This is a genomic window from Microbacterium sp. NPDC056044, from assembly GCF_042267145.1.
GTDB lineage: Bacteria > Actinomycetota > Actinomycetes > Actinomycetales > Microbacteriaceae > Microbacterium.
In genome coordinates this window covers 66,229-89,890 of sequence record NZ_JBHJWZ010000006.1, presented here as the reverse complement: position 1 = coordinate 89,890, position 23,662 = coordinate 66,229, and the positions used below count along the sequence as shown (strand labels likewise).

Annotated in this window: 19 protein-coding genes and 1 pseudogene; 7 read left to right on the top strand and 13 right to left on the bottom strand. The window is 71.6% G+C overall.

The genetic code is table 11. The features are described 5' to 3' along the window. Nucleotides 1-42: 42 nt before the first annotated feature. Nucleotides 43-1,233, bottom strand: coding sequence for a xylose isomerase (gene xylA / locus ACFC1I_RS17570; RefSeq protein WP_376012319.1), 1,191 nt, complete (start codon nt 1,231-1,233; stop codon nt 43-45). 99 nt (nt 1,234-1,332) lie between these two features. Between xylA and ACFC1I_RS17565 the strand changes: the two genes are divergently transcribed. Both ACFC1I_RS17565 and ACFC1I_RS17560 read left to right on the top strand, forming a co-directional pair. Continuing rightward, nucleotides 1,333-2,340: a LacI family DNA-binding transcriptional regulator gene (locus ACFC1I_RS17565; protein WP_376012317.1), complete on the top strand. Its 1,008-nt coding sequence runs from the start codon at nt 1,333-1,335 to the stop codon at nt 2,338-2,340. A 542-nt stretch (nt 2,341-2,882) separates the two neighbouring features. Further along, nucleotides 2,883-3,194, top strand: a complete 312-nt coding sequence (locus ACFC1I_RS17560; RefSeq protein ID WP_376012314.1) for a hypothetical protein — start codon at nt 2,883-2,885, stop codon at nt 3,192-3,194. 49 nt (nt 3,195-3,243) lie between these two features. Here the strand turns inward: ACFC1I_RS17560 and ACFC1I_RS17555 are convergent, their stop codons facing one another. From ACFC1I_RS17555 to ACFC1I_RS17540, 4 genes are read right to left on the bottom strand one after another with little or no spacing between them, the layout of a single operon-like run. After that, nucleotides 3,244-5,613 (bottom strand): beta-glucosidase, encoded by a 2,370-nt coding sequence (locus ACFC1I_RS17555; protein WP_376012312.1) that lies wholly within the window; start codon nt 5,611-5,613, stop codon nt 3,244-3,246. Between the two features lie 2 nt (nt 5,614-5,615). Next, a complete protein-coding gene (locus ACFC1I_RS17550) occupies nt 5,616-6,506 on the bottom strand; it encodes a carbohydrate ABC transporter permease (RefSeq protein ID WP_376012309.1) in 891 nt (296 codons plus the stop codon). A 1-nt stretch (nt 6,507) separates the two neighbouring features. Next, on the bottom strand, nt 6,508-7,500 hold the full coding sequence (locus tag ACFC1I_RS17545; RefSeq protein ID WP_376012306.1) for a carbohydrate ABC transporter permease: 993 nt from the start codon (nt 7,498-7,500) through the stop codon (nt 6,508-6,510). A 3-nt stretch (nt 7,501-7,503) separates the two neighbouring features. Further along, on the bottom strand, nt 7,504-8,796 hold the full coding sequence (locus ACFC1I_RS17540) for an ABC transporter substrate-binding protein (protein ID WP_376012304.1): 1,293 nt from the start codon (nt 8,794-8,796) through the stop codon (nt 7,504-7,506). A 133-nt stretch (nt 8,797-8,929) separates the two neighbouring features. Here ACFC1I_RS17540 and ACFC1I_RS17535 point away from each other — a divergent pair, with 133 nt between their 5' ends. Then, nucleotides 8,930-10,087: an ROK family protein gene (locus tag ACFC1I_RS17535; RefSeq protein WP_376012302.1), complete on the top strand. Its 1,158-nt coding sequence runs from the start codon at nt 8,930-8,932 to the stop codon at nt 10,085-10,087. A gap of 159 nt (nt 10,088-10,246) precedes the next feature. Here the strand turns inward: ACFC1I_RS17535 and ACFC1I_RS17530 are convergent, their stop codons facing one another. Both ACFC1I_RS17530 and ACFC1I_RS17525 read right to left on the bottom strand, forming a co-directional pair. Beyond that, entirely contained in the window at nt 10,247-11,329 is a 1,083-nt protein-coding gene (locus tag ACFC1I_RS17530; protein ID WP_376012299.1) for a Gfo/Idh/MocA family protein, read from the bottom strand. After that, a complete protein-coding gene (locus ACFC1I_RS17525) occupies nt 11,326-12,018 on the bottom strand; it encodes a ThuA domain-containing protein (RefSeq protein ID WP_376012297.1) in 693 nt (230 codons plus the stop codon). The genes ACFC1I_RS17530 and ACFC1I_RS17525 overlap by 4 nt, the downstream gene beginning before the upstream one ends. A gap of 78 nt (nt 12,019-12,096) precedes the next feature. Here ACFC1I_RS17525 and ACFC1I_RS17520 point away from each other — a divergent pair, with 78 nt between their 5' ends. From ACFC1I_RS17520 to ACFC1I_RS17510, 3 genes and pseudogenes are all read left to right on the top strand, one after another. Next, nucleotides 12,097-13,095 carry a LacI family DNA-binding transcriptional regulator gene (locus tag ACFC1I_RS17520; protein ID WP_376012294.1) on the top strand — a complete coding sequence of 333 codons (999 nt, stop codon included), beginning with the start codon at nt 12,097-12,099 and terminating at the stop codon, nt 13,093-13,095. Nucleotides 13,096-13,201: 106 nt separating this feature from the next. Continuing rightward, nucleotides 13,202-14,605: an aspartate aminotransferase family protein gene (locus tag ACFC1I_RS17515; protein WP_376012291.1), complete on the top strand. Its 1,404-nt coding sequence runs from the start codon at nt 13,202-13,204 to the stop codon at nt 14,603-14,605. A 106-nt stretch (nt 14,606-14,711) separates the two neighbouring features. Further along, nucleotides 14,712-15,014: pseudogene (locus ACFC1I_RS17510) on the top strand (hypothetical protein); the annotation flags it as partial. 130 nt (nt 15,015-15,144) lie between these two features. Here ACFC1I_RS17510 and ACFC1I_RS17505 read toward each other — a convergent pair. Together ACFC1I_RS17505 and ACFC1I_RS17500 are read right to left on the bottom strand one after the other, a co-directional pair. Then, nucleotides 15,145-15,474 carry an ATP-dependent DNA ligase gene (locus ACFC1I_RS17505; RefSeq protein ID WP_376012289.1) on the bottom strand — a complete coding sequence of 110 codons (330 nt, stop codon included), beginning with the start codon at nt 15,472-15,474 and terminating at the stop codon, nt 15,145-15,147. 20 nt (nt 15,475-15,494) lie between these two features. After that, nucleotides 15,495-15,992, bottom strand: a complete 498-nt coding sequence (locus ACFC1I_RS17500; protein WP_376012287.1) for a helix-turn-helix domain-containing protein — start codon at nt 15,990-15,992, stop codon at nt 15,495-15,497. A gap of 184 nt (nt 15,993-16,176) precedes the next feature. Here ACFC1I_RS17500 and ACFC1I_RS17495 point away from each other — a divergent pair, with 184 nt between their 5' ends. Next, nucleotides 16,177-17,202, top strand: coding sequence for an SDR family NAD(P)-dependent oxidoreductase (locus tag ACFC1I_RS17495; protein WP_376012284.1), 1,026 nt, complete (start codon nt 16,177-16,179; stop codon nt 17,200-17,202). 300 nt (nt 17,203-17,502) lie between these two features. Here ACFC1I_RS17495 and ACFC1I_RS17490 read toward each other — a convergent pair whose 3' ends face one another. From ACFC1I_RS17490 to ACFC1I_RS17475, 4 genes are all read right to left on the bottom strand, one after another. After that, entirely contained in the window at nt 17,503-19,062 is a 1,560-nt protein-coding gene (locus tag ACFC1I_RS17490) for an SLC13 family permease (protein ID WP_376012281.1), read from the bottom strand. A gap of 186 nt (nt 19,063-19,248) precedes the next feature. Then, nucleotides 19,249-21,297, bottom strand: coding sequence for an NAD(P)-binding protein (locus ACFC1I_RS17485; RefSeq protein ID WP_376012278.1), 2,049 nt, complete (start codon nt 21,295-21,297; stop codon nt 19,249-19,251). Nucleotides 21,298-21,321: 24 nt separating this feature from the next. Then, nucleotides 21,322-22,482, bottom strand: a complete 1,161-nt coding sequence (locus ACFC1I_RS17480; RefSeq protein ID WP_376012275.1) for a cystathionine gamma-synthase — start codon at nt 22,480-22,482, stop codon at nt 21,322-21,324. Beyond that, the gene (locus ACFC1I_RS17475; protein ID WP_376012272.1) at nt 22,479-23,507 is read right to left on the bottom strand and encodes a pyridoxal-phosphate dependent enzyme; all 1,029 of its coding nucleotides are present in this window, start codon (nt 23,505-23,507) and stop codon (nt 22,479-22,481) included. Before ACFC1I_RS17475 ends, ACFC1I_RS17480 begins: the two co-directional genes overlap by 4 nt. Between the last annotated feature and the right edge of the window lie 155 nt (nt 23,508-23,662).

Here is a 23,662-nt window from a genome sequence, read left to right as displayed (position 1 = left end):
CGGGTCTCGACGAGAATCCCCTGGTTCAGTGAGTGGGATGGGTCAGCCGCGGGCGCCGAGCAGGTGCTCGGTCGCGAGCTGCTGCAGGCGGACGAAGCCGAAGCCCTTGCCGCCGAGGTACGCGTTGGCGTCGAAGTCCTCGTAGGCCGAGCGGTCCGCGAGGAAGTCGTCGTACGACTCGCCGGGGTTGAGCGTCGGGGTCGACAGCTCGTCGACCTTCGCGGCGGCGAGCGCCTCCTGCACCTCGGGGTCGGCGCGGAAGGCCGCGGCGCGCTCCTTGAGCAGCAGGTAGGTGCGCATGTTCGCGGCGGCCGAGTCCCAGACGCCGGTCTCGTCCTCGGTGCGGCTCGGCTTGTAGTCGAAGTGGCGCGGGCCGTCGTAGGCCGGGACCCCGCCGGGGCCGCCGTTCTCGAGCAGGTCGACGAGCGCGAACGCGTTGTGCAGGTCGCCGTGGCCGAAGACGAGGTCCTGGTCGTACTTGATGCCGCGCTGGCCGTTGAGGTCGATGTGGAAGAGCTTGCCGTGGAACAGCGCCTGCGCGATGCCGGCGGCGAAGTTGAGGCCCGCCATCTGCTCGTGGCCGACCTCGGGGTTGAGGCCGACGAGCTCGGGGCGCTCGAGCGAGTCGATGAACGCGATCGCGTGGCCGAGGGTCGGCAGCAGGATGTCGCCGCGGGGCTCGTTGGGCTTGGGCTCGATGGCGAAGCGGATGTCGTAGCCCTTGTCGGTGACGTAGTCGCCGAGGAGGTTGACGGCCTCGCGGTAGCGCTCGAGCGCTGCGCGGATGTCTTTCGCCGAGTCGTACTCGGCGCCCTCGCGGCCGCCCCACATGACGAACGTCTTGGCGCCGAGCTCGGCACCGAGGTCGAGCTGGCGGAACACCTTGCGCAGCGCGAAGCGGCGCACGTCGCGGTCGTTCGACGTGAAGCCGCCGTCCTTGAAGACCGGTGCGGAGAAGAGGTTCGTGGTGACCATCGGCACGATGAGACCGGTGTCGGTGAGCGCGCCCTTGAGGCGGTCGATCTGCTTCTGACGCTCGGCGTCCGTCGATCCGAACGCGAACAGGTCGTCGTCGTGGAAGGTGAGGCCGTACGCGCCGAGCTCGGCGAGCTTCTCGACGGCGTGCACCACATCGAGGTGGTTGCGGGTCGGCCCACCGAAGGGGTCGGTGCCGTTGTAGCCGATCGTCCAGAGACCGAACGAGAACTTGTCGGCGCGGGTAGGGGTGGGCATGACGCTCCTTCGCGGTAAATGTTGCTGTCGACAACCTATATCAGAAACGGATGCTGCGCCAGCACGATTCCTCGATAGTTTCGGCGTTAGCATCGATCCATGACGGACGGGCCACGCATCACGCTCGCGACCATCGCCGCCGAGGCGGGCGTGTCGCTCGCCACCGTGTCGAAGGTGCTGAACGGGCGCACCGACGTCGCCCCCGCCACGCGCGCACGACTCGAAACGGAGCTCGCCCGCCACGGGTACACCCGCCGGTCGGGCAAGCAGCGCAGCGAGTTCGTCGAGCTGGTGTTCCACGAGCTCGAGCCGAGCTGGTCGATGGAGGTCATCGAGGGCGTCGAGGACGTCGCCCACGACGCGGGGCTCTCGGTCGTGCTGACCGTGAGCGGCGACCGCCACACGCCCGGCGCCGACTGGATCGACGGCGTGCTGCGCCGGCGCCCGGTCGGGGTGATCCTGGTGTTCTCCGACATCGCCGAGCGGTTCCGCGACAAGCTGCGCGCGCAGGGCATCCCGTTCGTGATCGTCGATCCCGCCGGCGACCCCTCCCCCGACGTCCCGTCGGTCGGGTCGGCCAACTGGTCGGGCGGGCTCATGGCCACCCGCCACCTCATCGAGCTGGGGCACCGGCGCATCGCCGCGATCACCGGCCCCGAAGACATGATGTGTTCGCTCGCACGCGTCGACGGCTATCGCTCGGCGATGAACGCGGCGGGTCTGCCGATCGACCCGGCGCTGATCCGGTTCGGCGACTTCCATCCCGGCGGAGGCGAGTCCGCGGGCCGCGAGCTGCTCGCACTCGACGACCCGCCCACCGCGATCTTCGCGGGCAGCGACCTGCAGGCGCTCGGCGTGATCGCCGCCGGGTCGGCGGCCGGCCTGCGCGTGCCCGACGACCTCTCGGTGGTCGGCTACGACGACATCGCCCTCTCGCGCTGGATGAGCCCGCAGCTCACCACCGTGCACCAGCCCCTGCGCCGCATGGGCGAGGAGGCGACGCGCCTCGCACTGCGCCTCGCCGAGGGTGCGACGCCCGACACGCTGCGCATGGACCTCGCGACGCACCTCGTGGTGCGCGGCAGCACCGCCCCGTTCGCCGCCTGAACGCGGGTCCGATCCCCAGCGCGCACGCCGCTCACCTGTCACAACGTGTCGCGGAGCCGACACTTCGTGACAGTCGAACAAAGAGGATTCAGGATGCTGCGGCCCAGCGCCGCGCCGCGCACAGTCGCTCGGGCCGCGACATCTCGATTTCGCCATTGAACTTCCGGTTCACACAGCCCCGTTGAGCTTCCGGTTCACACAGCCCCGTTGAACTTCCGGTTCACACAGCCCGTGGAGCCTCCCGTTCGCGTGGGCGCCTCGTCCGGTTGCGCACGGTCGATTGCGATGCCTTCGGCGGACAGGACACGAGCGCTACCCCGAAGGTCACCGCGTCGCCGCCCGGAGGCCCGGAGCGCTGTGTGAACCGGAAGTTCAACAGCCTGTGACACGGACTTAACACTCCGGGGGTAGAACTGGAGGTGGCACAGCCGGGCCCGACGACGAGGCCGGAGAGCACATAGTGGCGCTTCCCTCGAAGGTCAAGCCCCCTGCGTCGAAATCCCTCTGGGACCAGGATCGTTCCACACGACAGGAGGCTCGCGATGGTGCTCGAACTGCCTACCTCGCCCGCGAAGCGCAACGCACTGCGCGCCCGGGTCATGCCGTCGCTCAAGGAGCTTCCGCCGCGGCGACCCGAGCCTCCGGCACCGGACGACTCCGCCGTGCGCTGGGACCGCATCGACATCGACCGGTACGAGGTGCGGGCGAACGGCGTGACCGTGGGCTTCGTCGACGTCGTCGGCGCGGTCTTCGTCGTCCTGTCCGGTACGCGCTACGACCGCGCGGTCGAGGTGCTGCAGACCCTCGACTTCGCCGCGGCGATCGGGTCGATCTCTCCCGCCGACACGGACTGACGGCGCGGCCGGGCGCCCGTGGGGGGCGGTGGACACCCGGCCGCGCCGGTCACTCGCCGCGGCTCACCGTCACCGCCGCGTGCAGCGTGCGCCAGTGGTCGACGAACCGCGCCTCGCCGGTGACACGGACCGTGCGGGTCGCGACGATCTCACCGCTCGATCGACCGAAGCCGAACACCAGGTCGCCGGGCTCGACGACGCGACGGCCGTCGCGCCCCGAGAACGCCGCGAGATCGGCGGGCACCTCGAACGCCACGCGCGCCCGTTCGCCCGCGGCGAGCGGCACCCGCGCGTACGCGATGAGCCGTCGCACCGGACGCACGACCGAGGCGACCGGATCGTGCAGATACAGCTGCACCACCTCGACGCCGTCGCGATCGCCGGCATTGCCGACGTGGATCGACACCGTGACCGAGCCGGCCGTCGACATCTCGGCGGCCGAGGCCGCAGCATCCGCCCACACCGACGATGCGTACCCGAGACCGTGGCCGAACGGATACGCCGCGGTGGGATCGATGTTCGACACGTCGTTGCGGCGCGCGAGCTTCGATGCCAGGTACGTCGAGGGCTGCGCACCCGGATCCCGCGGGATGCTGACCGGCAGGCGCCCGCTCGGATTCACGCGCCCGCTCAGCACACCGGCGATCGCGCCGGTGCCCTCCTCACCCGCGAAGAAGCTCTGCACGATCGCCGCGGCCCGCTCGGGGGCGGTGCCGAGCGCGTACGGACGACCCGCGAGGAGCGTCACGACGGTCGGCGTCCCCGTGTCGAGCACCGCGTCGAGGAGCACCTGCTGCGCGCCGGGCAGGGTGAGGTCGGCGGCATCGCACCCCTCGCCGCTCGTGCCGCGGCCGAACAGACCCGCGCGGTCGCCGAGCGCGAGCACGACGACGTCGGCTCCGGCCGCAGCGGCGAGCGCCTCGGCGAACCCGCCGGTCTCGCCTCCGTCGATCGACGTTCCGGCCGCGTACGCGATCTCAGCCTCCGCGAACTCGGCACCGAGCGCCTCGCGCAGCGTGGGCAGCGCGATACCAAGGGGGAGTTCGGGATGCCGCACCCCCACGTGCGACGGGAACGAATAGCACCCGAGCACGGCGTAGGGGTCGTCGGCGGCCGGACCGATCACGGCGATCCGACGGGGCGCGGCGAGCGGCAGCACCCCGTCGTTGCGCAGCAGCACGATCGCCTCCTCGGCGATGCGGCGGGCGAGCGCGCGGTTCTCAGGCGGGTCGAGGTCGACCGTGCCGCGGACCGCGTCGAGCGAGGCATCCTCGAGCCCCGCCAGCGCCGGCGGCACCGGCGACCAGTCGGCGTCGAGCAGGCCGAGCTCGGCCTTCTGCCGCAGCACGCGGCGCAGCGCCCGATCGACGATCGTGCCGTCCACCTCGCCCGCCTCGACCGCGCGCACGAGGTCGGCGCCGAAGGTCTTGACCGTGGGCAGCTCGACGTCGATGCCGGCCGAGAGGGCGCGAGCCGCGGCATCCGTCCATCCGTCGGCCACGCCGTGCAGGTCCTTGAGGAACGCGATCGAGAAGTAGTCGGCGACCACGGTGCCCTCGAAGCCCCACTCGTCGCGGAGCAGGTCGGTCAGCAGCGAGGCGTCGGCCGCCGTGGGCACGCCGTCGAGGTCGGTGTACGAGTTCATGACCGAGCGCACACCGCTTTCGCGGATCGCCATCTCGAACGGCGGCAGCAGCACGTCGGCGAGCTCCCGCGGACCGACTGAGACGGGCGCGAGGTTGCGCCCGCCCTTCGACGCCGAGTAGCCCACGAAGTGCTTGAGCGTGGCGACGACGCCCGCGCTCTCGATGCCCTGGATGTACGCGGTCGCGACGGTGCCGACGAGGTACGGATCCTCGCCGATCGTCTCTTCCACGCGACCCCAGCGGGCGTCGCGGACGACGTCGAGCACCGGCGCGAGGCCCTGATGCACACCGACCGCACGCAGATCGGCGCCGATCCGCGCGCCGAGCTCGCGCACGATGTCGGGGTCGAACGTCGCACCCCAGCTGAGCGGCACGGGGTAGGCGGTGGCGCCCCACGTCGCGAAGCCGGCGAGGCACTCCTCGTGCGCGAGCGCCGGGATGCCGAACCTGTTCGCCGCGGCGATCCGCTGCTGCGCGCGCTGCAGTGACAGCGCCCCGGTCGCCGGATCGACGGGAGCCGTGCCGAACGGCCGCGTGAGCTGGCCGAGACCCGCGGGCAGCAGGTCGTCGAGGTCGATGTCGTCCGACATGTCGTGCTGGTGCGGGGCGACGTCTTCTCCATTGGTGGATGCCCCGACCCACACGCCGTACAGCTGCGCGACCTTCTCGGCCACCGTCATCTCGGCGACGAGGGCGTCGACGCGCTCGTCCACGGGCAGCGCCGGGTCGTTCCAGACGCGCTGGGCCACAGCATCCAGAGTCTGCTCTTCCATCGTCATCCCTTCACCGCCCCGGTGAGCCCGCCGACGATGCGCTTCTCGGCGAGGAGGAAGAACACGAGGGCGGGGATCATCGCGAGCGACGTGTACGCCAGCACGGCGCCGGTGTCTTGCGAGTACTGCGTCGAGAACTGGGTGACTCCGAGCGGCAGCGGCCACAGCTCCTGCGGGAGGGTGCCGGTCGAGATCACGAGGAGCGGCAGGAGGTAGCCGTTCCAGCTCGCGACGAAGGCGAGGATGCCGACAGTGATGAGGCCGGGCTTCGCGAGCGGCAGCAGGATGCGCCAGAAGAACCCGAGGCGAGTCGCGCCGTCGATCATCGCGGCCTCTTCGAGCTCGTCGGGGATCGCGCGCAGGAACGGCACCAGGATGATGATCGTCGTCGGCAGCGCGAACGCGATGCCCGGGATGATCACGCCGAGGTACGTGCCGTGCAGGCCGAGCGTGCGCAGCAGCAGGGTGAGGGGAAGTGCGGCGACCGTCAGCGGGAACATGAGCCCCGCGGCGAACAGCGTGTACAGCCCCTCGCGGCCCTTGAAGTCGTAGCGCGCGAGCACGAACGCGGCCATGATGCCCGCGATCACGACGCCCGCGGTCGTGGCGACGGCGAGGACGGTGCTCGCGAAGAGGTTGCCCCAGAACCGAGGCGAGCCGAGCACAGCGACCCAGTTCTGCAGGGTGAACGGGTCGGGGAGGCCCGCGGGGTTCGCATTGAGGTCGGCGGTCGTGCGGAATCCGCCGAGGAAGACGTACAGCACGGGGCCGACGGCGACCGCGGCGACGACGAGCGCGACCAGGTAGACGAACGGCTGGCCCCAGTCGAACCGGCGGCAGGCGGGCTCGGCGGCACGGGGCGCACCCGTGACGATCGTGGTGGTGGCCGACATGTCAGCGGGCTCCGTTCGTGAGGGCGCCCTTGAGGTCGCGGCGCAGCGCGAAGCGCTGGTAGATCAGGGCGATGACGAGCGAGATGACGAAGAGGATCACGGCGATGGCGCTGCCGTAGCCGGGCTGGCCGGCGAACTGCCCCTGCTGCACCATGTAGGTCGCCATCGTCTCGGTGGCGATGCGTCGGACGGCCGGGGCGACCGTGACCCACACCATGTCGAAGACCTGCAGCGAGCCGATGATCGACAGGAACGCCCAGATGCGGATGGTGGGTCCGAGGAGCGGGATCGTGATGTGGCGCTGGATCTGCCACCAGCTCGCGCCGTCGATCTGCGCGGCCTCGGCGAGCTCTTCGGGGATGCCCTGCAGGCCCGCGAGGAACAGCAGGATCGCGAAGCCGATGTACTTCCACGTCAGCACGAAGAAGATCGTCCAGAGCGCGATGGCGGGGTCGGCCAGCCAGTTCTGGGTGAAGGCGCCGAGGCCCACGGCCTCGAGCGTCGCGTTGACCGCGCCGTTCGGCTGCAGGATCAGCTTGAACGCGAGGCCGGCGATGACCTCGGCGAGCACGTACGGCACGAAGATGAGGAGGCGGAGCACGCCGCGGCCGCGCATCGGGCGGTTGAGCAGCAGCGCGACCGCGATCGCGATCGGGCCCTGCACCAGCAGCGACATCACGAGGATGAAGAAGGTGTTGCCGATCGCCTTCTGGAACTCGGGGCTGGTGAGCGCCCGCACGTAGTTGTCGAAGCCGACGAACCGGCCGGAGTCGGCGAGGTTCTCCCACTGGAAGGCGGGCGGGAGGTTGAAGAAGCTGTAGACCGCCGCGAGGATCACCGGCAGGATCACGAAGCCCACGAACAGGATCAGCGCGGGCGAGACGAACAGGAGGATCTCGAGGCGCTTGCGCGTCGAGCCGCGCCGCGGGGCGCGCACGGGGGTGGGGCCCGGGCCCGCGGCGACCGCGGGCCCGGGGGTGGTGAGTGTCGCCATGATCTACAGGGTCGCCGCCGCGTCCTGCATCTTCTCGACGATCTCTTCGGGGGTGCCGGTGCCGGCGAAGAGGTTGACGATGCCCTCGTTCATCGCGTTTCCGACGGTGGTGCCGAACGCGGTGTCGAGCCAGAGCTGGACGAAGGATGCCTCGGCCAGGCCGTCGGCGACCATCTTGAGGTTCGCGTCCTCGAGCGACGCCTGCGCCGCGGGGACCGTGGGGATGCCCGAGCCGCTGGCCGCGAACTTCTTCTGGACGTCCTCGCTCATGATGAACGCCAGCAGCTCCGCGCACTCCGGCGGAGCGTCCGTCGAGCAGCCGAAGCCGTCACCGCCGCCGAGCGCCGCGGTCGGGTCGCCGTCCGCGCCATCGATGCCGGGAACCGGGAACCAGCCGAGGAAGGCCGGGACCTTCTGGTCGGGAGTGAGACCGCCGATCGTGCCGGCGTTCCAGTGACCCATGAGCTCCATCGCCGCCTGGCCGTTGGCGACCATGCCCGCCGAGCTGCCCGCGCCCTGCTGAGCGGGAGTGCCGAGGAAGCCGTCCTGGAACGGCTCGATGCCGAGGAACTCCTGCAGCTGCGCACCGGCCTCGACGAAGCACGGGTCGCTGAAGTCGAACTCGGTCTCGGCGGCGGCGAGGGCCTCGGGCGAGCACGACTTGAGGGCGAACTGGTACCACCAGTGGGCGGCGGGCCAGCCGTCGCCCGCGCCGACCGCGATCGGCGTGATGCCGGCGTCGCGCAGCGCCCCGACCGTGTCGACGAGCTCGTCGAACGTGGTGGGGACCTCGGCGCCCGCCTGCTCGAACAGGTCGATGTTGTACCAGAAGCCCTCGATGCCGAACGTGAACGGGATGCCGTACGTCTTGCCGTCGACCTGCCAGGGGTTCACCGTCGCTCCGACGCTCGAGATCGTGTCGGCGATCGCGTCGTCGAGCGGCTGGAGGTAGCCGTTCTTCACCTGGTCGCGCAGCTCGCCACCCGGCCACACCTGGAAGAGGTCCGGCGGGTCGCCGGCGGCCAGGGCGTTCGGGATGAGCGTGCGCTGAAGCTCTTCGTTCTGGTAGCCGGTCTGCTCGACCGTGACGCCCGGGTGCGCCTCTTCGAACTCGGCGGCGACCTCCTCCCAGACGGCCGGGAGCGGACCCGACGTGGCGTTGTGCCACCACGTGATGGTGACGCCGTCGCCGCTGTCGCCTTCGTCACCGCCGCCGGCACAGCCGGCGAGAACGCCGACCGCCAGTCCCGCGGCAGCGACCCCGGCGAAGACGCGCATCCTGCTGCGTGTGTTCATCTTCGAACCTCTCGAAAGTTTCGACTTCTACGTCGAAAGTGATGTGGACGTGGCCAGAGTACGAGCAAACGGATTTGAGGTCAAGCGCAACAAATTACGGTCCGGCAACGGTGCGGGCCGTACAGTGAGACGGATGAGCGATCCGTCACCGGCCGAAGGCGTCCGCCAGCGCAACCTCGCGCGCCTGCTGCGCCTCGTGCATCTCGAGGGTCCTCTCTCGCGCGCGACCCTCACCGAGGCGACCGCGCTCAACCGCTCGACGATCGCCGACCTCGTCGGCGAGCTCGTCCGCGAAGGACTCGTCATCGAGCGCGCACCCGACCCGTCACGCCGCGTCGGGCGCCCCTCCCCCGTGGTCGCGGCGGACGCCCGGGTCGTCGCGATCGCCGCCAACCCCGAGGTAGACGCGCTCACGATCGCCGCCGTGGGCCTGGACCGCGGCATCCCTCTCCGCGAGCGCATCGAGCTCGATCACCTGCTCACCCCCGACGAGACCGCGCGGCTCATCGCCGAGCGCGTCGCGCTGTGGCGGGCGGGCGAGCTGGCGGACGCCCGCGTCGTGGGCGTCGGGCTGGCCGTGCCGGGCCTCGTCCGCGCGGCCGACGGGCTCGTGCGCAACGCGCCGCACCTGCGCTGGACCGACGCACCGCTGCGCGACCTCGTGGCCGAGGCCACGGGTCTTGCGACGACCGTCGGCAACGACGCCACGCTGGGCGCGATCGCCGAGCACCTCTTCGGCGCGGCGGCGGGCTTCGACGATGTCGTGTACCTCAACGGCGGCGCGAGCGGCATCGGCGGCGGCGTGATCGTGCACGGGATGCCGCTGCTCGGCGCCGGCGGGTACACCGGCGAGTTCGGGCAGAACCGCCCCGGCATCGCGTCCGAGGCCGATCGGCGCGCGGGCAACGGCGTGCTCGAGGATGAGGTCAGCCGCGCCCGGCTGCTCGCTGCGGTCGGACTGCAGGCGGCCGACGACCCGGCACTGGCCGCGGCCCTCGCCGGCGCCGGTGTCGGAGCCGCCGAAGAGGTCGCACGGCAGCGCCGCATCCTGTCGACGGCGCTGGCGAACGCCGTCAATGCGCTGAACCCGGCGGTGGTGGTGCTCGGCGGTTTCCTCGCGACGATCGCCGCCCCCGATGTGCCGGGGCTCACGGCGCTGGTGCAGGATCAGGCGATGTCGGCCAACGCCGAGGACCTCGAGATCCGCGTCGCGTCCCTCGCCGAGGACCGCCTGCTCATCGGCGCCGCCGAGGCCGCCTTCGCCGACCTGCTCCGCGGCCCCACCGCCTGACCGGCGCTTCTTCCCAGCCTCCCCGGGTTTGGGGCGCATCCGCTCCGTTGGGGCGCACATTCTGCGCCCCAACGGAGAGATCACGCCCCAAACCCGGATCGGACGGATGCCGGGTCACGGGTCCGGGGTCACGGGTGCCGGGGGGCGATGCCGGGGTGCTCAGCGGCCCCGCCAGGCCTCCGCGGGCGTGAGGGGGACGAGCGACGGGCGCTCCACCGTCGTCGTCAGCGGCTCCCGCACTCCGGACGCGGCCGATGCGGCGAGCGCCGTCATCACCTCGAGCACGTGCAGGGCCATCGCCCCGCTCGCACGGCCCTCGCCCGCGACCAGGTCCACGAGCCCGATGCCGCGCCCCGAATCGACGTACCCGGCCGAGGGCTCGAGCGTCTCCCACGACCCGCCGCCGCGTGCGTGCAACTGCACGTCGCCGGCGAAGTTGTTCGGGTCGGGCACGATCAGCGACCCGTCGACGCCGTGCACCTCGATGGGCGCCGCCGTCGAGCGGACGCCGTCGAAGCTCATCGTCACGGTCGAGACCGCCCCCGACGCGTGGTGCAGGATGCCCGTGAGGTGCGTGTCGACCTCCACCGGCACGCGCTCCCCCGCCCGCGGCCCGGAGCCGATCACGCGCTCGTCGCGCGAGCGCGACGACGCACCCGACACGGCGGTCACGGGTCCGAGCAGCTGCACCAGCGACGTCACGTAGTACGGCCCCATGTCGAGCAGCGGCCCGCCGCCCTCGCGGTAGTAGAAGTCGGGCTGCGGATGCCACGACTCGTGGCCGGCCGAGATCCACATCGCCGATGCCGACACCGGCCGCCCGATGCGCCCGCCGTCGATCGCAGCCCGCGCCGTCTGCACGCCGGTCCCGAGCACCGTATCGGGCGCGCCCCCGACGCGGACGCCCGCGGCGGTCGCAGCATCCATGATCCGCGCAGCGTCCGCGAAGGTCGCCGCGAGCGGCTTCTCGCCGTAGACGTCCTTGCCGTGGGCGATGGCGGCGAGCGCGATCTCGGCGTGCGCGGCGGGGATCGTGAGGTTGAGGACGGTGTGGATGCTGCGATCCTCGAGCAGCTCGGCGGTCGTGAGTGCGCGGCACCCGGGGATGCCCTCCGCGGCCGCGGCGGCCCGTGCGGGATCGAGGTCGGCGACGGCCGCGATGCGCACGCGCGACGCCGGGAGCAGTGTGTCGAGGTACTGCCGGGAGATGACGCCGAGCCCGACGATCCCGATGTCGGTCACCGCGCCGCCCACAGCAGCCCCCGCTCGATGATCGTGCGGACGTTGTCGTCTCGCAGCACGTCGGGGCTGTGCCCGGGCGTCGCGACGAACACGCGGCCCTGCCCCCAGTCGCGCGTCCACACGGCGGGCGAGACGATCGGCCGGTGCCACGGATGGTACGGCTGCACGGGGTGCGTGGTGGTGGCGAGCACGTCGATGAGATCGTCGTGCAGCACCCAGTACTGCTCGGTGGTGAGCGTGAAGTCGTCGATGCCGGCCGTGATGTCGTGCGTGCGGCCGAGCTCGGTGATCTCGACCGTGTAGTCGAGGTAGTTGTCGGTCTGGTCGCCGTGCACCTCGTCGGGGTGCTTCGACGGGTGTGTCGCGAACTGGCCGCCGACGAGCTGCAGATAGTCCGAGCTCCCGCGGAACGAGTCGGCGATGCCGCCGTGCCAGCCGGCGAGGCCGGTGCCCGCGGCGACGGCGTCGCGGAGGCCCCGGATCGCCTCGTGCGAGGCATCCGACATCGTGACCGCCTGCATCACGAGGTCGACGGTCGCCATGCGGTCCGCGTCGGCGTACACCTGGGGGTCGTCCTCGACGGTGACGTCGAACCCGTTCGCCCGGAGGAACGGCAGGAACAGGTCGGTGGCCTCGACCGGGTGATGGCCGTCCCATCCGCCGCGGACGACGAGGGCGGTGCGTGTCATGTGAGCTCCTTCGCTGTCAGCCACCGACGATGCCATCCGGTCTCGCGCCCGTCGAGGATGTTGCGCAAAACTGGTGACATGCTCGCTCGCGTGACCCTCGCCGCCGTCGCCGCCGATGCCGGAGTGAGTGTCGCGACCGCGTCGCGGGCCCTCTCGGGGCGCGGCGACCTCGCCCCCGCGACGCGCCGCCGGGTGCTGGCGGCGGCGCGCACGCTCGGGTACACGCGCGACCCCGCGGCCGGCGGGCGGCCGCCGGGAACCGCTCGCCTGCTGGACCTGGTGCTCGGGTGGTTCCACAACGCCTACTCCGACGAGGTGACCGCCGGGGCGCGCAGCGCGGCCGCCGCGGCGGGCTACGACCTCGTGCTCACCGAGGAGCGCGACACCCCGGACGACGACTGGCCGATGCGCATCCGCCGGCGCGGTTCGGCGGGCGTCGTCCTCGGGCTCATCTCGCCGACCGCGTCGCAGCTCGCGGCACTGGCGGATGCCGAGATCCCCGTCGTGCTGATGGATCCGCAGGCCGAGACCTCCCGCGGGCTCACGAGCGTGCGCACGACCGACCGCGAGGGCGGCTTCGCGGCGGCGACCCACCTCGCTGCGCGCGGCGCGACGCGGTTCGCGATCGTGCTCGGATCGCCGCCGTACCGGTACGGCCGCGCGCGCAACGCCGGCTTCCGCGAGGGGCTGCGCGTAGCCGCCTCCGGCGCCGACCTCGTCGCTCTGCAGGCCGACTGGAGCGGGACGGCCGCGCGCGACGCGGCGCTCCCGCTGCTGCGGGGGCTCGGCCCCGGCGAACGGCTCGGCGTGTTCGCCTGCACCGACGAGATGGCGGCCGGCGTGTACGCGGCGGCGGCAGCGACCGGGCGCCGCATCCCCGACGACGTGCTCGTGGTGGGCTTCGACGACCTGCGCGGCGCCCGGTGGCTGACGCCGCCTCTCACGACCGTGCGGCAGCCGATCCGCGAGATGGCCGCGGCCGCAGTGACGGCCCTCGCCGATGCGGCGGCCGGCGCCTCTCTGCCGCCGTCGCCGATCGTCCTGCCCACGCAGCTGATCGAGCGCGGCTCGACCTGACGATCCGGACGGACCGGTGGCCGCGGCATCCGAACCGGACGAAACGTCGCATGTCGGCGCGCGGGGCACGCGAGTAGCGTGGGAGCAGTCTGACGGAAGGCTCCACATGTCGATCACGACCGAACGCCACGCCCGCACCGAAGCCGAACTGCAGCAGATGGCCAAAGACCACCTGTGGATGCACTTCGCCCGCCAGTCCGTGATGACCGACGGCGCCGGTGTGCCGATCATCGTCAAGGGCGAGGGGCACCACATCTGGGACTCGCAGGGCAAGCAGTACATCGACGGGCTCGCCGGCCTGTTCGTCGTCGCCGCGGGCCACGGCCGCAAGCGCCTCGCCGAGGTCGCCGCGAAGCAGGCCGAGCAGCTCGCGTTCTTCCCGATCTGGTCGTACGCGCACCCCGCCGCGATCGAGCTCGCCGACCGGCTCGCCGACTACGCGCCGGGCGACCTCAACAAGGTGTTCTTCTCCACCGGCGGCGGCGAGGCCGTCGAGACGGCGTTCAAGCTCGCGAAGTACTACTGGAAGATCCAGGGTCAGCCCACCAAGCACAAGGTGATCTCGCGCGCGGTCGCCTATCACGGCACGCCCCAGGGCGCGCTCGCGATCACCGGCATCCCGGCGATGAAGGCGATGTTCGAGCCGGTGACGCCCGGCGGTTTCCGCGTGCCCAACACCAACTTCTACCGGGCGTCCGACATGGGCGCGCCGACGTCGAGCCTCGAGGACTTCGGCGTCTGGGCGGCGGACCGCATCGAGGAGATGATCCTCTTCGAAGGCCCCGAGACCGTCGCCGCCGTCTTCCTCGAGCCCGTGCAGAACTCCGGCGGCTGCTTCCCGCCGCCTCCCGGCTACTTCCAGCGCGTGCGCCAGATCTGCGACAAGTACGACGTGCTGCTCGTGTCGGACGAGGTCATCTGCGCCTTCGGGCGCATCGGGCACATGTTCGCGTGCGACGCGTACGGGTACGTCCCCGACATGATCACGTGCGCGAAGGCCATGACCAGCGGCTACTCGCCCATCGGCGCCACCATCGTGAGCGACAGGATCTACGAGCCGTTCGCCCATGGCGACCGCGCGTTCTACCACGGGTACACCTTCGGCGGGCACCCGGTCTCGGCCGCCGTGGCGCTCGAGAACCTCGACATCTTCGAGGAGGAGGGGCTCAACGAGCACGTGCGCGAGAACTCGCCGCTGTTCCGCTCCACCCTCGAGAAGCTCACCGACCTGCCCATCGTCGGCGACGTGCGCGGCGACGGCTACTTCTTCGGCATCGAGCTCGTGAAGGACAAGGCGACGAAGGAGACGTTCGACGACGATGAGTCGGAGCGCCTGCTGCGCGGCTTCCTCTCGAAGGCGCTGTTCGACGCGGGGCTGTACTGCCGCGCCGACGACCGCGGCGACCCCGTCATCCAGCTCGCCCCGCCCCTCACGATCGGGCCGAAGGAGTTCGACGAGATCGAGCAGATCCTGCGGAGCGTCCTCACGGAGGCGTGGACGCGCCTCTGACGTCCTGTACCGGACACCGGAGCCTCGAAGGAGTGGATTCCAGCACATCGAACGCGCCGGAATCCACCCCTTCGCTGTTGCCGGGTACCGGGGCTATGGTGGGCGCGTGGGCACGATCTATTACGGCGGCGGCGCGATGCCGATCCATATCGAAGACCGCGCGCTCGCGCACCTCAAGGTCGTCATCGCGACGAAGCTGCGCCGCGACGAGAGCTTCACGGTGTCGTGGAAGCACCCGGACGACCAGCCCCGTGGCCGCAGCACGATCTGGCTGCACCCGTCCATTCCGCTGCGCTTCGTGTTCGACGACCCGGAGCCCACCGAGCTCAGCCGCGACTGGATCGAAGAGCTCGCGAACTCGGCCAGTTCGACCGGCGGCATCATGCTCATCGCCGAGCACTTCGACACCGGACCGGTCGCCGTGCTGGAGGCGGCTGAGGGCGACGACGGCCGCGACGTGACGCTCGGCAACGTCGACGTCGATCACCTCGACGTCGAGCGCCTCACCGTCGGCGGCACCGAGGTGACACCGGACGACGTCAGCCGATAGCGCGGTCGGTCGCCGGCGCCTCGTCCTCTTCGGGCTCCGGCAGGATCGTGAGACCGGACGGCCCACTGGCCGAGAGCATGAGCTCTTCGATCCAGGCGCGGTTGATGCGGGGCTGACGGCTGCCGAAGAAGTGGAACTGGATCGGCACCGACGGGTGGATCCAGAAGCTCCGCCGCCCGCTGCCGTCGCCGATCTCGACGTCGAACATGAACGGCTCGGACCGGCGCAGCTTGTTCATCATGACGATGCGCAGATGCGCCAGCGTGCGGTCGTCGATGTCGACCGAGTTGGCGTTGGTGTCGTAGATGAACCGGCCCATGGCAGGAGCCTAACGCCGGATCAGCGCGGTGCGAATGCCGCCGCGAACAGGGCTCGCGCCCGGCGCGCGGCCGCGGGCCGCAGGGCCGGTTCCGCGCGCGCCACCTCCGTCGCCAGCATGCTGGTCGCCATCGTCACGTCGTCGGTCTCGACGTGCGAGCCGATGCGTCCGGCGGCCCGGTCCCGCGCGACGAGACGATCCACGAGCGCCTGGAAGCGCGCGCCCAGCGACGCGACCCGGCGGTCGGAGAGGTCCGCGGTGATGAGCTCGATGAACGCGGTCGACACGACGGCCTGGTCGACCACGCGGTCGAGCAGATCGTCGATCGTGCGATCGGGTGGCGCCGTGTGGTCCTCGAGGTCGCGCACATTGTCCTGGAAGACGGCGACGGCGAGGGCGGTCCGGTCGGGGAAATGACGGTACAGGCTTCCTTGCCCGACTCCGGCGCGCTTGGCGACGGCGCTGAAGGGAGCCTGAAGGCCCCCTTCGGCGTAGACCTCGCGGGCAGCAGCGATCAACGCCTTACGGTTGTCGGCTGCTGCGGCGGGGCCTCGGTTCTGGCGAGGGAGCGCACGGGGGGATGCGGTGCTCGGCACGGGTGTAGCCTAGTACCGGACACTGTTGTCCGGTAGGAGCTGTCCCGAAAGCTCCTCATCTCCCCGGACCCGCAGGCCCGCTGAACTGCATGAAGAAGGGAAAGAAATGAGCACCACCACCGCTGCGCTGACGGGTGCATCCACCATCCAGACATGGCTCGACGACCCCGCCGGAGGCGCCGCGCTGCGCGGCCTGCTCGCCCAGGGCGGCCAGACCGCAGAGGCCCTCGCGCCGATCGCCGGACTCCCGATCAGCAACCTCGTGGCGATGAGCGGCGGCGCGTTCCCGCAGGCCGCGCTCGACGCACTCGTCGCCCAGGTCAACCCCGACGGCGTCCCCACCGAGGCCGCCGCCGAGACCCCGAAGGCCGAGTGGGCCGAGAAGGTCACCGCCGGGCGCTTCACCGGACAGACGGTCATCGTCACCGGCGCGGGCTCCGGCATCGGCCGCGCCACCGCGTCGCGCGTGGCCCGCGAGGGCGGTCGCGTGATCGCCGTCGACGTCAGCCAGGATCGCCTCGACGAGTTCGTCGCCGCCCACCTGGGCGCCGACGTCGTCGCGCTCACCGCCGACATCACCGACGACGAGGGCGTGGCCCGCATCGTGGAGGCGGCGGGCGACCGGATCGACGCCCTCGCGAACATCGCCGGGATCATGGACGACATGACCCCCGTCGGCGACGTCACCGACGCGGTCTGGGATCGCGTCTTCCGCGTGAACGTGACCGGCACGATGAAGCTCATGCGCGCCGTCATCCCCGCCATGCTCGCGCAGGGCAGCGGCTCGATCGTGAACACCTCGTCCGAGGCATCCCTTCGCGGATCCTCCGCCGGTGCCGCCTACACCGCGTCGAAGCACGCGGTCGTGGGCCTCACCAAGTCGAGCGCGTTCATGTACGGCCCGAGCGGCATCCGCGTGAACGCCGTCGCCCCGGGTGCGGTGATCACGAACATCGAGGCGAAGTTCGCCTCTCCCCTCGGCGCCGACCGCGTGCGCGCCGGCATGGCCGTCATGACCCCGCCGGTCGCCGCGGACCGCCTGGCCGCGTCGATCACCTTCCTGCTGAGCGACGACGGCGTGAACGTCAACGGCCAGAACCTCGCGAGCGACGGCGGCTGGTCGGCCGCCTGACCAGCCCCACGACGCCCCGGCGGACCCGAACCGCCGGGGCGTCGTGCTGCTTCCGCGAAGTCCGGACATCGCAGGAGACCACCACTGCGCACGCTGCGAAGTCCGGACATCACAGGAGACGACCACTGCGTGGGCTGCGAAGTCCGGACATCACGGGAGACCACCGCTGGGTGGGCTGCGAAGTCCGGACATCACAGGAGACCACCACTGCGTGGGCTGCGAAGTCCGGACATCACACCCACGGCGGCGGGGAATGGATGCTGCGACCCGGCGTGCTGCGCCGGGTCGCAGCATCCACCGCTAAAAGGGCCAGATGAGGGGCACGTACCAGACGGCGATGACGAGGAAGAACAGCACGAGGGGGAGGCCGAGCTTCCAGTAGTCGCCGAAGCGGTAGCCGGCCGGCTCCATCACCATGAGGTTCGCGGGCGTCGCGATCGGCGTGAGGAACGCCGCCGCGCCCGCGACGGTGAGCGCCATCATGAAGGGCTGCACCGAGAGGCCGAGCGACTGCGCGACCGAGATCGCGATGGGCGCGACGATGAGCACGGTCGCGGTGTTGCTGATCAGCTGCCCGAGCACGACCGTGAGCCCGCACAGCGCGAGCAGCGCGACGTGCGGGCCGGCGTCGCCGAGGAACGAGAGCATCCAGTTCGCGACGAGATCTGCCGTGCCGGTGCTGATGAACGCCGTCGACAGCGGGATCATGCCGGCGATGAGCACGATGGTCGTCCACGAGATCGAGTGGTACGCCTGGTTCACGGTGACCGTGCGCGTGAGCACGAGGGCGCACGCGGCGAGGAGCGCGGCCACGGCGGGCGGCACGAGTCCCGTCGCGAGCAGCACGATCATCGCGAGCAGGATGCCGATCGCGCGTCTGGCGCCCTTGCCGAGCGGCACCGAGCGGCGCAACTGCGCGGGGTCGTCGACGACGAGCACGCCCGGATCGTTCGTGCGACGCGTGAGGTCGTCCCAGGCGCCCTGCAGCAGCAGCGCGTCGCCGGCCTGCACGACGAACTCGGTGCCTTTGAGCTGCTCGTCGCCGCGCCGCGCCGCGAGCACGACGAGGTCGCCGTCGGGCGTGGTCATGCCCGCGCACACGCGCTTGCCGATGAGCGGTGAGCGCGGCGCCACGACGACCTCCGTAACGCCGGTCTCGGGGCCGAGGAGCACGCCGGTGTCGAGAGTGAGGGAGTACTGCTGGCGCAGGAGGCGTGCGTGCCGCACGAGGTCGAGCGGCATGAGCGCGCCCGTGCGCTCGGGCACGAGGCCGCCGCCGAGCAGGAGGATGACGACCGTTCCGAGAAGCACCGGGATGCCGACCAGTGCGAACTCGAAGAACCCGAACTCGCGCCCGCCCGCCGCTGCGGCGAACTCCGACACGATGATGTTGACGGGCGTGCCGGTGAGGAGCAGGAGCGATCCCGCAGATGCGGCGAACGCGAGCGGCATGAGCAGCTTCGACGAGGCGATGCCCGCGCGCGCGGCGACCACCACCACGAGCGGCAGCAGCGCCGCGACGGCGCCGTTGATGCTGATGAGGGCGGTCAGACCGGCGACGAGCAGCGCGATCACGACGACGAGGGTGGTGCGCTTGGTGCCGGCGCGGCCGATCACCTTCTGCCCCGCCCACGCCGTGACCCCCGTGGCATCGAGCGCCTCGCTCATCACGAACAGCCCCGCGATGAACAGCACCGTCGGGTCGCCGAACCCGGCGAGCGCCTGCGGCAGCGTCAGCACGCCGGTGAAGAAGAGGGCGAGTGCGACCCCGATCGCGACGACCCCGATGGGGACGCGGTTGCTCACGAACGCGATCACCGCGAGCACGAGGATGGCGAGCGTTGCGGTGACGGGGTCCACCCGCCCAGCGTATCCACCGCCCGGTGGGTGGGACGGGGCAGGGTCCGCGGGACCTCTGTCCCAAGTGGCTTCGACAGGTCAACCGGGCCTTGACAGGAGCGTTTGCGGGGGAGAGCTCCTGTGGAACCCCGGTTGACCTGTCGAACGGGAGGGGAGACGGATGCTGCGACCCCGGCCGCGCGGACCTCAGCCGCGCAGCGTGGCGAGGCCGGCGACGTCGTAGGCGAGCTCGACGGCCTCGAAGATCGCGGTGTCGATCGTGCGCGGGGCGAAGGCGTCGCCGATCACGACGACGCGGGGAGGGATGGATGCCTCGGCCGCCGCATCCGGCACCAGCCCGGGGACGCCGGCCGACGCGCGGGGCTCGATCGCGACGACGGCGTCGACGCCCGGGATCGCATCCGTGACCCCGGTGAGCGTGTCGCGCACGCCCACGACGCCCGGCTCGAGGCGCTCCACCCGGTGCGCGACGCTCCGGCGGAAGCCGCCGTGGGCGCCGAGGCGCTCGAGCAGCAGCGGCCGGTCGTACCCGGCGCCGATGTGCGGGAACACGGTCTCGAAGGGCGTGATCAGCTCGAGCTCGCCGACGCGCTCGAGCAGGGTCAGCACGATGCCGGCCGCGTACGCCGTGCCGTCGGCATCGACCACCGCGATCCGGCGGCCGAGCGGCACCCCGTCCGCGACCGCGGCGAACGCGCCGATGGCGCCCTCGGCCGGGAACCCGCCGGCGTAGGCGCCGCCGAGGGCGAGCGACGTGGTCGCGGGCGCGACGGCGCCGGTGGCGACGACGACGCCGTCCGCAGCGCCGAGCCCCGCCAGCGTCTCGGCCGTCGCGTCGACGCCGAGCCGCACGTCGACGCCTGCCGCGGCGAGGTCGCGCTCGAGGTCGTCGACCAGCAGCCCGACGCTCTCGCGGCCCGGCACCCGTCGGGCCAGGCGCAGCTGCCCGCCGAGCTCCTCGCCGCGCTCCAGCAGCGTCACCGCGTGCCCGTCGGTCGCGAGCTCGACCGCGGCGCGCATGCCCGCGGGCCCGCCGCCCACGACGACCCACCGCTGCGCAGACGCCGCGCGCGGTCGCTCGCCGCGCTCGAGCTCGCGGCCGGCGAGCGGGTTCACGGTGCACGACATCGCGAGTCCGCGGCTGCCGCGGCCGAGGCATCCCTGATTCAGGCGGATGCAATGACGGATGCCGCGTTCCCCCGAATCGACGGGCTCGAGTCCGAGGAGCTTCTGGCCGAGGTCGGGGTCGGCGATCTGCGCGCGGGTGAGCGCGACCATGTCGGCGACCCCGGACGCGACGACCTCCTCGGCCTCCTCGACCGAGCGCGCCGCGCCGACGCCGAACACCGGCACGTCGGGGTTCGCGGCCTTGACCGCGGCGACGTCGTCGCGCAGCCACGCATAGGGCATCGGCGACGACGGGAAGACGTAGTGCACGTTGTGGTAGCCGCCGGCGGCGAGGTCGAGGAAGTCGATCCGGGCCTCCTGCCGCAGGCGCGTGATGACCTCGCGCATGCCGGCGCCGTCGATGCCCTCAGGGTGGAACTCGTTCGCGACGATGCGGATGCCGACCGTGAAGTCCTCGCCCACCCGCTCGCGCACGGCGCGCAGCACCTCGCGCGGGAACCGCGTGCGGCCCTCGAGGTCGCCGCCGTACTCGTCCTCGCGGGCGTTGTAGAGCGGCGAGAGGAACTGGTGCAGCAGGTAGCCGTGCGCCATGTGGATCTCGACGCCGTCGAACCCGCCGTCGCGCGCGTGCGCGGCCGACAGCGCCCAGCCCTCGACGAACGAGGCGATGTCGGCGCGGTCCATCTCGCGGGTGGCATGCCCGGTCGAGGGCGAGATCAGGCGTGACGGCGCGTAGACCGTGCGCGGGCCGTCGGGTCCATCGGGCTGCGCCTGCGCCCCATGGTGGTTCAGCTGCACGAGGATCTTCGCACCGGCTCGGTGCACAGCATCCGTCATCTTCTTCGAAGCCGCGACCCCCTCGGGACGGTACGCGTCCTCGAAACCCCGGATCGACCCGGTCGGGTGCACGAAGTGGTTGCCGGCGACGAAGAGCCCGCAGCCGCCCTGCGCACGGCGCACGTAGTACGCGGTCTCGCGGTCGGACTCGACGCGGTCGGAGTACTGCTTCGAGTGCGCCGTCTGCATGATGCGGTTCGGCACGGTCATGGCGCCGATGCGCAGCGGCTCCGCAAGGACGGACGAACGGATGCCGGGGCTCGCGGTCATGCCCCCGAGCCTACGTCCGCCCCGTCAGAGGCCCGAGAGGGCCTCGTCGAGGTCGGCGAGCAGGTCGGGGGCCGACTCGATGCCGACCGAGAGGCGCACCACCTCGGGCGGGACGGCGAGCTCGGTGCCGCGCACCGACGCGTGCGTCATCTCGTCGGGGTAGTTCATCAGCGACTCGACGCCGCCCAGCGACTCTGCCAGCTGGAACAGCCGCGTCGACTCGGCGAAGCGGCGTGCCGCCGCGGCCTCCGCCAGCGCCACCGACACGATGCCGCCGAACCGGCTCATCTGCCGCGCGGCGAGCTCGTGCCCGGGGTGCGAGGCGAGACCCGGGTAGTAGACCCGCGCGACCGCGCCGTGGCCCGACAGGAACTCGGCGATCTGCTGCGCGTTCTCGCTGTGCCGCTGCATGCGCAGGGCGAGCGTCTTGATGCCGCGGGTCGTGAGCCACGCATCGAGCGGGCCCGAGACGGCGCCGACAGCGAACTGCAGGAACTTCACCTCGGCGTGCAGCGCGTCGTCGTTGAGCACGAGTGCGCCGCCGACGACGTCGGAGTGACCGCCGAGGTACTTGGTCGTCGAGTGCACGACGACGTCGGCGCCCAGCGCGAGCGGCTGCTGCAGCGCCGGTGACGCGAACGTGTTGTCGACGACCACCAGCGCGCCGGCGTCGTGCCCGAGCTTCGCGAGCCCCCCGATGTCGGTGATGCGCAGCAGCGGGTTGCTGGGCGTCTCGACCCACACGATGCGGGCGGGGCGCTCCTCGAGCGCCGCGCGCACGGCGTCGAGGTCGCTCATGTCGACGACGCGGATGCCGACGCCCCACGCCCCCAGCACCCGTGCGATGAGCCGGTACGTGCCGCCGTACACGTCGTTGCCGAGCAGCACCTCGTCGCCGGGCTTCAGTGCGGCGCGCAGCAGCGCGTCCTCGGCGGCGAGGCCCGAGGCGAACGACAGAGCGTGGGCGCCGCCCTCGAGAGCGGCGAGCTGGGTCTCGAGCGCGGTGCGCGTCGGGTTGCCGCTGCGGCCGTACTCGTAGCCCTCGCGGAGCCCCCCGATGCCGTCCTGCGCGTACGTCGTCGAGAAGTGCACCGGCGGGATCACCGCGCCCGTCGTCGGGTCGAAGGCCTGCCCGGCGTGCACCGCACGGGTCTCGAAGCCGCGGTCGTTCGTGGACTCGGTCATTCGGGTGCTCCTTCGGTGGGGATGGATGCCTCGGGGCTCCGGCTTGCGTCGGGTGCAGCCGCCGCATCGCCGACGGTGAAGCCGTGCTCGCGCATCCAGTCGTCGTCGTAGAACCGGTTGAGGTAGCCGCGGCCGTGGTCGGGCAGCAGCACGACGACGACGGCGTCGGCGGGCAGCTCGCGGGCCGTGCGCAGCGCCGCCACCACCGCCATGCCGCTCGATCCGCCGACGAGGAGCCCCTCCTCGCGGGCGAGGCGGCGCGTCATCTCGAACGACTCGGCGTCGGGGATGCGGTGGATCTCATCGGGCACCGACGGGTCGTAACTCTCGGGCCAGAAGTCCTCGCCGACGCCCTCGACGAGGTAGCCGTGCAGCGGTCCGCCGGAGTAGATCGACCCCTCGGGGTCGGCGCCGACGACCCGCACCGCGCCGTTCGACACCTCCTGCAGATAGCGGCCGGTGCCGGTGATCGTGCCGCCGGTGCCGATGCCCGCGACGAAGTGGGTCACGCGGCCGTCGGTGTCGCGCCAGATCTCGGGCCCGGTCGTCTCGTAGTGGCTGAGCGGCCCGTTCGGGTTCGCGAACTGGTTCGGCTTGAACGCGCCGGGGATCTCGCGCACCAGCCGGTCGGCCACGCTGTAGTACGAGCGCGGATCCTCCGGCGGCACGCTGGTCTCGGTCTCGACGACCTCCGCGCCGTAGGCCCTGAGCACGTCGACCTTCGCTCCCGCGAACTTGTCGGGCACGACGAAGATCATGCGGTAGCCGCGTTCGATCGCGACGAGCGCGAGCCCGACGCCGGTGTTCCCGCTGGTCGGCTCGACGATGGTGCCGCCGGGCTTCAGCACGCCGTCGCGCTCCGCGGCGTCGATGATGCGCCGGGCGATGCGGTCTTTGGCGGAGCCGCCGGGATTGAAGTACTCGACCTTCGCGAGCACCGTCGCGGCGATGCCGCTGGTGACACGGGTCAGCTGGACGAGAGGGGTGTTGCCGACGAGGTCGGCCGCGCTCTGGGCGTAACGCACGATGTGTCCTGGTGTGTGGCCGCGCGGGTGCGCGGAGAGTTGTCGGGGTCGCTGAGGTCTGCGTGAAGCGAAGGCTTCAACAGCAGGGACGACAACACCGACAGGTCAGCACGGGCGCCAGTCTAGACGGACGACACGGACGACGTCGAGAGAGG

Coding starts and splice junctions, on each gene's coding strand:
- xylA (WP_376012319.1), bottom strand. CDS start 1,233: ATGCCCACCCCTACCCGCGCCGACAAGTTCTCGTTCGGTCTCTGGACG.
- ACFC1I_RS17565 (WP_376012317.1), top strand. CDS start 1,333: ATGACGGACGGGCCACGCATCACGCTCGCGACCATCGCCGCCGAGGCG.
- ACFC1I_RS17560 (WP_376012314.1), top strand. CDS start 2,883: ATGGTGCTCGAACTGCCTACCTCGCCCGCGAAGCGCAACGCACTGCGC.
- ACFC1I_RS17555 (WP_376012312.1), bottom strand. CDS start 5,613: ATGGAAGAGCAGACTCTGGATGCTGTGGCCCAGCGCGTCTGGAACGAC.
- ACFC1I_RS17550 (WP_376012309.1), bottom strand. CDS start 6,506: ATGTCGGCCACCACCACGATCGTCACGGGTGCGCCCCGTGCCGCCGAG.
- ACFC1I_RS17545 (WP_376012306.1), bottom strand. CDS start 7,500: ATGGCGACACTCACCACCCCCGGGCCCGCGGTCGCCGCGGGCCCGGGC.
- ACFC1I_RS17540 (WP_376012304.1), bottom strand. CDS start 8,796: ATGAACACACGCAGCAGGATGCGCGTCTTCGCCGGGGTCGCTGCCGCG.
- ACFC1I_RS17535 (WP_376012302.1), top strand. CDS start 8,930: ATGAGCGATCCGTCACCGGCCGAAGGCGTCCGCCAGCGCAACCTCGCG.
- ACFC1I_RS17525 (WP_376012297.1), bottom strand. CDS start 12,018: ATGACACGCACCGCCCTCGTCGTCCGCGGCGGATGGGACGGCCATCAC.
- ACFC1I_RS17520 (WP_376012294.1), top strand. CDS start 12,097: ATGCTCGCTCGCGTGACCCTCGCCGCCGTCGCCGCCGATGCCGGAGTG.
- ACFC1I_RS17515 (WP_376012291.1), top strand. CDS start 13,202: ATGTCGATCACGACCGAACGCCACGCCCGCACCGAAGCCGAACTGCAG.
- ACFC1I_RS17505 (WP_376012289.1), bottom strand. CDS start 15,474: ATGGGCCGGTTCATCTACGACACCAACGCCAACTCGGTCGACATCGAC.
- ACFC1I_RS17495 (WP_376012284.1), top strand. CDS start 16,177: ATGAGCACCACCACCGCTGCGCTGACGGGTGCATCCACCATCCAGACA.
- ACFC1I_RS17485 (WP_376012278.1), bottom strand. CDS start 21,297: ATGACCGCGAGCCCCGGCATCCGTTCGTCCGTCCTTGCGGAGCCGCTG.
- ACFC1I_RS17480 (WP_376012275.1), bottom strand. CDS start 22,482: ATGACCGAGTCCACGAACGACCGCGGCTTCGAGACCCGTGCGGTGCAC.